4 protein-coding genes are annotated in these 10,858 nt (G+C 75.0%); 1 reads left to right on the top strand and 3 read right to left on the bottom strand.

Annotation, left to right across the window (positions count from 1 at the left end; all coding sequences use genetic code 11):
- The first annotated feature begins 356 nt into the window (after positions 1-356).
- Positions 357-4,868 carry a type I polyketide synthase gene (locus FHX73_RS30970; RefSeq protein WP_246213991.1) on the top strand — a complete coding sequence of 1,504 codons (4,512 nt, stop codon included), beginning with the start codon at positions 357-359 and terminating at the stop codon, positions 4,866-4,868.
- 27 nt (positions 4,869-4,895) lie between these two features.
- Here FHX73_RS30970 and FHX73_RS30965 read toward each other — a convergent pair whose 3' ends face one another.
- From FHX73_RS30965 to FHX73_RS30955, 3 genes are all read right to left on the bottom strand, one after another.
- Positions 4,896-7,802 (bottom strand): helix-turn-helix transcriptional regulator, encoded by a 2,907-nt coding sequence (locus tag FHX73_RS30965; protein ID WP_145909258.1) that lies wholly within the window; start codon positions 7,800-7,802, stop codon positions 4,896-4,898.
- 371 nt (positions 7,803-8,173) lie between these two features.
- Positions 8,174-10,243, bottom strand: a complete 2,070-nt coding sequence (locus FHX73_RS30960) for a phosphocholine-specific phospholipase C (RefSeq protein ID WP_145909257.1) — start codon at positions 10,241-10,243, stop codon at positions 8,174-8,176.
- Positions 10,244-10,332: 89 nt separating this feature from the next.
- Complete coding sequence (locus FHX73_RS30955) at positions 10,333-10,719, bottom strand: winged helix-turn-helix transcriptional regulator (protein ID WP_145909256.1); 387 nt, start codon at positions 10,717-10,719, stop codon at positions 10,333-10,335.
- Between the last annotated feature and the right edge of the window lie 139 nt (positions 10,720-10,858).

The following is a 10,858-nucleotide window of genomic DNA, read 5'->3' as shown; positions in this document are numbered from 1 at the left end:
GCGCTGACGCTACCGGCCGGTAGCGTCACACAGGTTAAGCCCGACCGGCGCGCTCATGTCAACCATGCGTCAGGGTCCGGAGGATGATCTGACGGATCATCAACAACGGTACCCCGGCAGCTGCTGATGAGGCTGACCTGGTCACTGTCGACAGGACTGACCAACTCGGCCCGGGCGGACGCGTGGGCCCCTTGGGTAACGGATGCCGTAGTTCTACCCATGCGCCGCCGTCACGGCCCTTGCGAGCATGACGGCCGCCGGTCCCCGGGCGGGACCGGCCGCCAGGCAGCGCGGCGACGGTCGCCCCACCGACCGCCGGCGCCACCTCGCAGCCCTCACTCAGACTTGGGGTAGCTTTGCGTGACACAGCCATCGTCGGCATGGGGTGCAGGTTCCCCGGCGCGCGGGACCTGCCGGACTACTGGCGCCTCCTGCGGCGCGCCGAGCGCCAGTTCCGGCCCGTCCCCCCGGAGCGCTGGAACCACGCGCCGCTCCACACACCCGACGACCGCCGGGCCCGCCACGGCACCTACACCGACCGGCTCGCGACGATCGCTCAGGTCGACCGGTTCGACGCCCGGTACTACCGGATGCCGCCCCGGCGCGTGCAGGGGATGGACCCCCAGCACCGGCTGCTGCTGGACGCCTCGCGCGAGGCGCTGCAGGACGCCGGCTGGGAGAAGGGCGGTTTCGACCGCGAGCGGACCGGTGTGTTCTTCGGGCTCAACCTGTCCGAGTACGTCGAACTCGTCCCGGACGTCCGCACCATGGGGCCCTTCGTGCTGCCCGGGGCGCTGCTGAACATGGCCGCGGCCAACGTCAGCCGGTTCTTCGGCCTGCACGGGCCGAGCTTCGCCGTCGACGCGGCCTGTTCCGCCTCCACGGTGGCGCTGCACCAGGCGGTGGCCAGCCTGACGGCCGGCGAGTCGAGGGTGGCGCTGGTCGGCGGGGCCTACCTGGCCCTGGACCCCAGGACCCTGCTGGCCTTCTCGAAGATCGGCGCCGTCTCGGCGGCCGGGGCGTGCCGGCCGTTCGACACCCGGGCCGACGGCTTCGTGCTCGGCGACGGCGTCGGCGTCCTGGTGCTCCGGCCGCTCGACGAGGCGCTGGCCGCCGGCGACCGGGTCTACGCCGTGATCCGCGGCGTGGGGATGTCCAACGACGGCGCGTCCGAAGGGCCGATGACCCCCCGGGCGGGCGGCCAACTGCTGGCCCTGGAACGGGCCTACCGGGACGCGGGCTGCTCCGCCCGCTCGGTCGGTGCCTTCGAGGCGCACGGCACCGCGACCGTCGTCGGCGACGCCACCGAGATCGAGGCGATCACCCGGATCCGCGACGAGGGCACCGGCGAGCGCGTCGAGGCGAGCCTGGGGTCGGTGAAGTCACTGATCGGGCACTCGCTGGGCGCCTCGGGCGCCGCCTCGGTGATCAAGGCCGCGCTGATGCTCCATCACCGGACCATCCCGCCGATGCCGGCCACCCGGACCGCCCGCGCCGACCAGCTGCACGGCGCGGACCTGCGGATCCCCGACCGGCTCGGGCCCTGGCAGCACACCGCCGCGACGCCGCGCCGCGCCGGCGTCAGCAACTTCGGCTTCGGCGGGACGAACGTGCACGTCGTGCTGGAGGAGGCCCCGGTACGGGCGCGCACCCCCGTGCGGCGCCCGCCCGCCCGCACCGAGCCGCCGCACCTGTTCCTCTTCTCCGCCGGCTCGGTGGCGGGCCTCGTCACCCACCTCGACCGGTTCCGCGAGACGGTCGCCGAGACGCCGGACCTGCCGCTCGCGGGCATCGCGCGGACCCTGGCGGCCCGTCAGCTGCTGACGGCCCGGCTGGCCGTGGTCGCGGCCGGGCACGAGGAACTGGTCGCCCGGGTCGAGCAGGCCCGCCGTGCCCTCGCCCAGGGCCGCACCGGCACTCTCGGGGAGGGCGCCTGGGCCGCCGACCGGCCGCTGCCCGAGTCGGAGCGGGCGGTGGCGTTCCTGCTGCCCGGGCAGGGCAGCCAGCGCCCCGGGATGCTGCGCGACCTGCTGGACCGCTTCCCGGCCGTGCGGGAGAGCGTGCACGCCTGGGACGCGGCCGCGACCGCGCACCCGGGCGGGTTCTCGCTGCTGGCGGCCGTCCACGGGCCGGACGCCGACAGCCCGCAGGGGCGGGCCCGACTGACCGGCACCGACGTGTGCCAGCCCGTCCTCGGCGCGCTCGGCGTGGCGGTCGGCTCCCTGCTGCGCTCGCTCGGGCTCGCCCCGGCGGTCAGCCTCGGCCACAGCGTGGGCGAGTTCCCCGCGGCGGTGCTGGCCGGCGCGCTCGCACCTCAGGAGTGCGCGCGGCTGCTGCTCACCCGCGGCGCCCACATGCGCCGCGCGGAGGCGCACCGCCGGGGCGGGATGCTCGCCGTCCGCGCGACCGTGGACCAGGCGGAAGGCCTCACCCGCGACCTCGACGACGTCTGGGCGGCCTGCCACAACCACCCCGGCCAGACCGTCTGGAGCGGAACGGCCTCCGGGCTCGCGGAGTTGGCCCGCCGCTGCGCCGCCGCCGGGGTGACCAGTAGCGCACTGGAGGTGTCGAACGGGTTCCACTCCCCGCTGCTCGACCCGGTCCGCGCGGACCTCGCCGCCGACCTGGCCACCCGGCGGATCGACCGGCCCGTGGGCGGGTTCGTGTCCACGGTCAGCGGCCGGGCGGAGTCGGACCCCGCCGTCCTGCGCGAGCTGTGGGCCGGGCACGCGAGCGCCCCGGTCCGCTTCGGCGACGCGGTGCACTCCGCCCACCAGGGCGGCGCCCGGATCTTCGTGCAGCTGCTGGGCGGCGCCAGCCTGCTCGGCGCGGTGCGGCACAGCGTCCCCGACCCGGCGGGGGTGCGCTGCGTCGCGCTCACCGGGCCGGACCCGGACGACGCGCGCAGCCTGCTCGGCGGCCTCGGAGAACTCGCCGTCGCCGGCGTGGAGTTCGATGCGACCGGGTTGGTGCCGGCCGGCACGCAGCTGGTCACGCTGCCGCCCTCGCCGCTCGCCGCGACGCCGCACTGGCACCCCCGGGTCGCCTCCCGGGTGCCGGGACCGCGGACCGTCCCGGGCCTGGCCGCCGTCGCGGCCGGCGAGGCGGACAACACCCCGGCCAGCCCCGCGCCCGAGCACGGAGTCCGGCCCCAGCCCCAGCTCAGCCCTCCCAGACAGCGCCCCGAAGGACAGGAACTCCCCATGAACGACGTCGTCACGCTGTTGCGCGAGCAGTTGGACGTCCTGCGGACCCTCGCCGGGACAGCGGGCCTCGACCGGCCGGTGTCCGTCGGCGGTGCGGACGGGGCCACGGCGCCCGAGGAACAGCGGACGGCCTCCTACCAGCTGGTCCGTCGACGGGTCCGCGCCGAGCTCGCGGCGGTCAGCGCCTTCCCGCTGGACCAGCTGGCGGACGACACGGTGGTCACCCACGGCCTCGGCTTCGACTCCCTGATGCTGGTCGAGCTCGTGGAGCGGCTGCGCCGGCACTTCCCCGACGCGGCCGACCGGATCGGCCCGGAGCTGCTCTCCGGCGAGCCCACGATCGCCGCCGTGGTCGACGCGGTGGCCGACCTCGTCGGCGCGTCCCGGGCGGACGGCGCTCCCGAGACCGAGACCGAGACCGCTCCCGAGACCGAGACCGGGCCTGCGACCGGTACGGCGACCGCCGCGCCGCAGACCCGCATCGAGGACTTCCCCGAGCTGCTCGCGATGGAGCGGCGCGTCGCCGCACTCGACCGCAACCCGTACTTCCTGCTCAACGAAGGGACCTTGGGCGCCACCACCCGGATCGACGGCCGGGAGCTGATCTCCTTCGCCGGCTACAACTACCTCGGGCTGTCCGGCCATCCGGAGGTGACCCGGGCGGTCAAGGAGGCCGTGGACACCTACGGCAGCTCGGTCTCCGCCAGCAGGTTCCTGTCCGGAAACAAGCCGCTGCACCACGAGCTGGAGGCCGAACTCGCCGCCCTCAACGGCTGCGAGGCCGCGATCGCACTGGTCAGCGGCCACGCGACGAACGTCACCGTGATCGGCCACCTGCTGGGCCCCGAGGACCTCGTCGTCCACGACGCGCTCGCCCACGACAGCATCCTGCAGGGCTGCAGGCTGTCCGGCGCGCGCCGCCGCCCCTTCCCGCACAACGACATGGCGGCGCTCGACGACCTGCTGCGCCGGGTCCGCGGGCAGTACCGCCGGGTGCTGATCGTGGTCGAGGGCGTCTACAGCATGGACGGCGACATCGTCGACCTGCCGGCGCTCATCGAGGTCAAGCGCCGCCACGGCGCGCTCGTGATGATCGACGAGGCCCACAGCATCGGCACCCTCGGAGCCACCGGCGGCGGCGTCGGCGAGCACTTCCTGGTCGACCGCCGGGACGTCGACCTGTGGTCCGGCACGCTGTCCAAGTCGCTGGCCGGCTGCGGTGGTTACGTCGCCGCTACCCGGCGGGTGGTGGACTACCTGAAGGCCGCCACCCCCGGCTTCGTGTACAGCGTCGGCATGACCCCCGCCAACACCGCCGCCTCGCTCGCCGCGATCCGGGTCATGCGGGCGGAGCCGGAGCGGCTCAAGCGGCTGTGGACCAACTCCGAGGCGTTCCTGCACTCGGCCCGCGAGGCCGGGCTCGACACCGGCGACAGCCACGGCACCCCGGTCGTCCCGGTGATCGTCAAGGACTCCGCCAAGGCCGTGGCGCTGTCGGCCGCCCTGGCGGACCACGGGATCAGCGCCAACCCGATCCTGCACCCGGCCGTCGCCGAGGAGTTGGTGCGACTGCGCTTCTTCGTCACCAGCGAGCACACCCCCGAGCAGCTCGCCCGCACCGTCGACACGCTCGCCGCGCAGGTGCGCCGGCTGAACGGCTGACCCGCACCGCGAGCCCGGGTCATCCCCTCACCCCACGGCGCCGTCCCGCCCGCCGATGACCCGGGCCAGCTCGGCCCGCGAGGACAGGCCGAGCCGCCGGTAGACCCGGCCGAGGTGGGCGTCCACGGTCCGCGGACTGAGGAAGAGCCGCTGCGCGATCTCCCGCGACCGCAGCCCCGCCGCCGCGAGCGCCGCGATCTCGCGTTCCCGGTCGCTCAGCACCGCCAGCGGCCCGGCCGCGGGCGGTTGCGCCGGGTCGCGCTCGGACCGGCTGCCGGCCAACTCGGCCCGCACGCGCGCCGCTTCCTCGCGCACCCGGAGCGCGCCGAGCGCGTCGGCGATCACCGAGGCCGAGTCCAGCCAGCCCAGCGCGACGTCCCGTCCCTGCGCCGCGCCGGCCGCCTGGGCGCCCGAGACCAGCGTCCAGGCCCGCTGGAGCGGCAGCCCGGCCCGCTGGAACCCCTCGGCGGCCTGCTCGAACAGCGGCGCGGCGAGGTCCGGCTGACCATCCGTCAGATGCAGTGCCGCCCGTGCGCGCACCGCCCACGCACGCTGCCCGGGCAGCCCGAGGCGCTGCGCGGCGGCCTCCGCCTGGGCGGTCCAGTGCCGCGCGGACACGAGGTCGCCGCAGTTCAGCGCGGCGGACGCCATCAGCGCCCGGAGCGAGGGTTCGAGCGCGGGCTGGAGCTGCGCCACGTCCTCCCCGCCGGCGCCGTCCACCATGGTGCGCAGCGCGCCGTCCGGGTCCCCGGCGACCAGGCGCACCTGGGCCGCCAGCCCGATCGCGCTGAGACACCACCAGCTGTCCCGCGCCGCGAGGTCGAGGAGCGCGGAGTCGGCCAGGGCCAGGGCCTCGCGCGTGTCGCGCCGGCCGCGGGTCCAGGCCAGTGCGGCGGCCCGCGCCGCCCGGGCCAGGCCGGTGATCTCCTGCGAGCCGATGTCGGTGGCCGACCGCTCGGCCTCGGCAGCCCGGCGCGCGGCCTGCGCCAACCGGCCGCCGCACAGGTCGACCACCGCCAGGCCGACGAGCTGGTACGAGGCGAGGTGCTGCTGGGCGCGGGCACCGGGCACCTTCAGGAACCGCCCGAAGTGGCGCGCGGCGGCGTCGAACCGCTCCAGGTAGAACTCGGCGGTGCCGAGGGTCAGGAACATCTCCGGCGACCGTCCGGCCTGGGGGTCGGGGAGCGCGTCCGTGCTGTCGGCGCACTCCCGCACGGCGCGGACGGCCTCGGCGACGTCCCCCAGGTAGGCGTCCTGACAGGCCGCCAGGCAGCGGATCGCCACCCCCGTCGGGTGCGCGGGTTCGAGGGCGCTGCCCAGGGCCGGGCGCAGCGTCGCGCGGGCCCGGACGTGGTCGCCGCGCATCGACTGGACCAGCGCGTACTCGTAGGTCATGGCGGCGGCTTCGAGGGGGAGCGGTCCGCCGTTCCCGGGGGCCGGGAGGCGGCGCAGTGCGGCGGCGGCGATGGCCTCCGCCTCCTCGTGGCGGCAGAGCAGGCGCTCGACGTCCGCGGCGGCCCCGGCCGCCCGGACGGCCAGCTGCCAGGGCAACTCATCGGAGCGGCCCAGGACTTCGTGGATCAGCGTGCGGGCCTCGTCCAGCCGCCCCGCGCCGATCAGCGCCCGGGAGCGCAGCACCTCCAGCTCGGACCGCGCCTCCTTGCCCGCTGCGCCGTGCGGCGTGTGGTCGAGCGCCAGGCGCAGCCAGCGGGCCGCGGCGTCCGGCCGGTGCGCGAGCGCCTCGGCGGCGGCCCGGGCCAGGACGGGTGCGGCCACCGCGGAGTCCGTGCCGAGCAGGTGCACGGCGTGCCGGGCCAACTGCGCTGCGGTGCCGCCCTGTTCGGTGAGCAGGTCCAGCGCCCGCCGGTGGGCCGTCGAGCGTTCGAGGAGGTCCATGTGCTCGTGGGCCACCTGCTCCAGCACGCTGTCGCGGAACCCGAGCGTGCCGCCTTCGCCGCGGCCGCGCACGAGGTCGGCGCGGGTCAGCTCGCCGAGCGCCGCGAAGGCGTGGTCGGGATCGAGTCCGCAGACCGGTGCGACGTCCTGGGGGCGGAAGGGCGTGCCGAGCACGGCGGCGGCGCCCAGGGCCGCGCGGGCCTGCGGCGACACCGCCTCGAACTCGGCGGTCAGGGCGGCCGCTTCGCGCAGCAGCAGGCCCGGGTCGTCGCCGCGGCCCGGCGACCGGCCCGGATCCCAGCCGGCGGCCAGCAGGATGCGCAGGCTGCGGGGGCTGCCGCCGGCCGCGTCCCGCAAGCGGTCGAGGTGGTCCTCGTGCTCCGGGCCGCTGTCGGCGGACCAACGGGCCAGGAGCTCGCGCACCGCGTCCGGGCCCAGCGGCGGCACCGCGATCCGGGTCACGGTGCCGGCGCGCACGCCCTCGTCCAGCGCCGCCAGCAGGATCGGGCTGGTCTGCCGGGGGCGGTGTGCCAGGGCGAGCAGGAACGGTCCCGGGACCGGACGGCGGATGAGCCGCCGCACGAGCTCGACCGATCCCGAGTCGCACCACTGCGCGTCGTCGAGGAGCAGGGCACCACCGGCGCCCGAGGCCCAGTCCAAGGCCAGCCCCCGGGCCGCCTGCAGGAAGCGGTCGCCGTCGACGTCGCGCGGGTCCAGCGCGGGATGGTCGCCCCAGGCGTCGCGGAACACCTGGCCGGGGGCGGCGTTCCCGCGGCCGGCGTGGCCGCGGGCCAGCCGGATCCCGGCCCGGGCGGCGAGCCCGGCGAGGACGCTCAGCAGGGTGCTCTTGCCCAGGCCCGGATCCCCGGCGAGCTCCAGGACGGTCCCGTGTCCCGACCGCAGCCAGTGCACGGCCCGTTCGAGCCGCGCGATCTCGGCCGCCCGTCCGACGGGCGGCTGCTTGCTGACGTCCCGCCAGGTGTCGGTCGTGGCGGGCGGCGAGTCGGGGGAGTGGGCGAAGTCGTGGTTGTCCGGCATCAGCGCTGCGGCGTGCCGGCCATCGCGGTGCGGGCTCGTGCGGCCGGGCACCCCGGCCGCCGGCGGGGTGGTGCTGACAGGGCATGGCGGATGAACGGGGACACGTGAACCTCCGAGGAGCGCGGTGGGGCGCCGACCGATGGCGCGTGAGGTGCTACCGGGCGTCCCTGCGTCGCGCGCACTGTCGTTCCCGGGGATGCGGAGTCCGGTCCGTCACCTGCCGCGGACACGACCGTGGCAGGCCAGAGCGTATGGGCAGGCCAAGTGAACATTCAATACGTCGGTAAGTTAATTAATTGCCACGTCTTCGGCCTTGCAGAACGACGCCCCGCCGGCGGAGCAGCCGGCGGGGCGTCGTGTCGCGGTCCTGGTCAGCCGGTGATGCTCGCGCCGCCCGTCTCGATGTGGCCGGTGGCCCGGCGGCTCCACGAGTCGTCGCCGTCGACCGTCACCGTGAAGTCGTACCAGCCGCCGCAGACCGCCACGTTGTCGAAGTGGTCGCTCACCGTGGCACCCGGCGCGACCCGGTAGTGCCAGGTGCCGGTGCGGTAGTTGGTGGAGGCGATGGTGAAGGTGACCGTCGAGGTGCCGGTGTTGGCCAGGTGGAACCAGAGCGCCTGGCGGTTGGTGTGCGGCGCGGGCGCGTAGCCGGTGGTGGCCTCGGCGGTCCGGCCGTCGGCGGTCGCGTCGCCGGTGAAGCGGCGCACGAACCGGTTCGGGCCGTGGACCGAGAGGTCGTACTGGCCGTCGCCGTAGTCGGCGCCGATGTCGAAGGAGTCCTTGGCGCTGCCGTCGGTGCCGGTCGAGGCGTTGTGCGGCGCGACGGTGTACTGCCAGGGGCCGTCGGTGCGGTAGGCGTTGGCGTAGACCGAGTAGTGCGCCCAGGCCGTGGCCTTCGGGCCCTGGTTGGCCATGGCGATCCGGAGCCGGATCGCGTCGTCGGCGTCGTACTCGATCCGGTCCACCCAGGCGTTCGGCTGGTAGGGCAGCGCGCGGGCCGGCTTGGTGCCGGACTCCTGGGCGGGCATCTCGTTGGTGCCCGGGGCCGGGTTCACCTCCAGGGCGGCGGACGCCGCGCTGATCGTGTCACTGGTGTCGGGCAGCGAGGGCAGGCCGTGGACCGGGTTGGCGAAGTCGAAGGCACCGGTCAGGTCGCCGCACACCTTGCGGCGCCAGGCGCTGATGTTCGAGCAGACGGCCGGGGTGCCGAGGGCCGCGGTCCAGGTCTCCAGGAACCGGAGCACGCTGGTGTGGTCGTAGACCTGCGAGTCCACCCAGCCGCCGCGGGTCCACGGCGAGACGACGATCATCGGCACCCGGAACCCGAGGCCGACGTTGGTGCCGTCGTAGAACTCGCCGTCCGTGCCGTCCGGTGCGACCGGCGGCGGCACGTGGTCGAAGAAGCCGTCGTTCTCGTCGTAGTTGAGGAACAGCACCGTGGAGTCGAACACCTCCGGGTCGGCGGCCAGCGCCTGCAGCACCAGGTGGACGAAGTGCGCGCCGTTCTCCGGCGGGCCGTCCGGGTGCTCGGAGTACAGCTGGTCGGGGACCACCCAACTCACCTGCGGCAGCGTGCCGTCGAGGGTGTCCGCCCGGATCGCCGCGACGATGTCGTCCGCCGTCTTGCCCGTGCTCGGCACCGAGCCCATGCCGTTGACGGCGAGGTCGCTGCCCGGCGGGGCGTGCTCGAAGGTGTCGAAGTAGGCGAGCCCGTTGTCACCGAAGTTGTCCGAGGCGTTCTGGTAGACCTTCCAGCTCACCCCGGCGTCCTGCAGCGCCTCGGCGTAGGTCTGCCAGGTCAGCCCGGACTCCGAGGCACCGTCGTAGGCCGGGCCGCCGGCGTTGCCGTCCGGGTCGATCATGCCGGACCACAGGTAGGTGCGGTTCGGGCCGGTCGAGGAGAGGACCGAGCAGTGGTACGCGTCGCAGATCGTGTAGGCGTCGGCCAGCGCGTAGTGGAACGGGATGTCCGAGCGGTCCATGAAGCCCAGCGTCCGGTCGGACCCCTTGGCGGCGACCCAGGAGTCCATCCGCCCGTTGTTCCAGGCCGCGTGCTGGGTGGCCCAGGTGTGCGCGAGCGAGCCGTCGCACTGCGCGATCTTCTCCTTGCTGACGCCCCACCACCAGGTCTTGGTGGCGCTCAGCTGCCACGGGTACTGGCGCTTCCCGCCGTTCGGCTGGTTGAAGACGCTGTTGCCGTCCGGGAGTTGGACGGCCGTGCGGTCGCCGAAGCCGCGCACGCCGCGCAGCGTGCCGAAGTAGTGGTCGAAGCTGCGGTTCTCCTGCATCAGCACCACGACGTGCTTGACGTCGCGGATCGTGCCGGTGCGCGCCGCGGCGGCGGCCGCGCGGGCCTGCGTGCCGGGCACGACCTCCAGGCCGACGGCCGCCCCGAGGGCGGCGGCGGAGCCGAGGAAGGTACGGCGGGTGAGCGGTGACACGGGGACCTCCGGGGAAGCGTGGGTTTCGAAACGGGCAGGGCAGCACGGCGGGCGCCCCGCGGGGCGCCCGCCGATCCGGGGGTGGGGTCCTACTGACCGCGCAGGCGCTCGTCGTACGCCAGTTGGTGCGCTCGGATGTCGTCCAGGTTCTCGACCGTCCAGGCGTAGAGGTGGCCGAACGGCTCCCGCAGGGACTCGCCGAGCGGGGTCCGGGAGTACTCGACCCGGATCGGCGACGCCGTCAGCACCCGTCGCGCGACCAGCCCGCTGCGCTCCAGGCGCCGCAGGGTGTGGGTGAGGACCCGGTGGGTCACGCCTTCGAGGTGGCGCAGGATCTCGTTGAACCGCCGCGGCCGGTCGAGGAACGCCAGTACCGTCATCGACCACTTGTCGGCGATCTGGTCGAGGATCAGGCGGCCGGGGCCGTCCGACCGGTAGCCGATGTCGACGGTGGCGGTGGTCTCAAGGGTGGCCATGGCACTGTCCTCCGTGGTCCATGTGGTGCGGAAGGCGCGTCCTCGCCGCCGAACGCACGAGCGTGCGACGGCGGGGGGTGGGCGAACGCACCTACCGCGTGCGGTCGCCACCACCCTGCTGCACCGGCCCCTCGCCACG

This window comes from Kitasatospora viridis (assembly GCF_007829815.1).
Lineage (GTDB): Bacteria > Actinomycetota > Actinomycetes > Streptomycetales > Streptomycetaceae > Kitasatospora > Kitasatospora viridis.
This window is presented reverse-complemented; position numbering and strand designations above follow the sequence as displayed.

Coding starts and splice junctions, on each gene's coding strand:
- FHX73_RS30965 (WP_145909258.1), bottom strand. CDS start 7,802: ATGCCGGACAACCACGACTTCGCCCACTCCCCCGACTCGCCGCCCGCC.
- FHX73_RS30955 (WP_145909256.1), bottom strand. CDS start 10,719: ATGGCCACCCTTGAGACCACCGCCACCGTCGACATCGGCTACCGGTCG.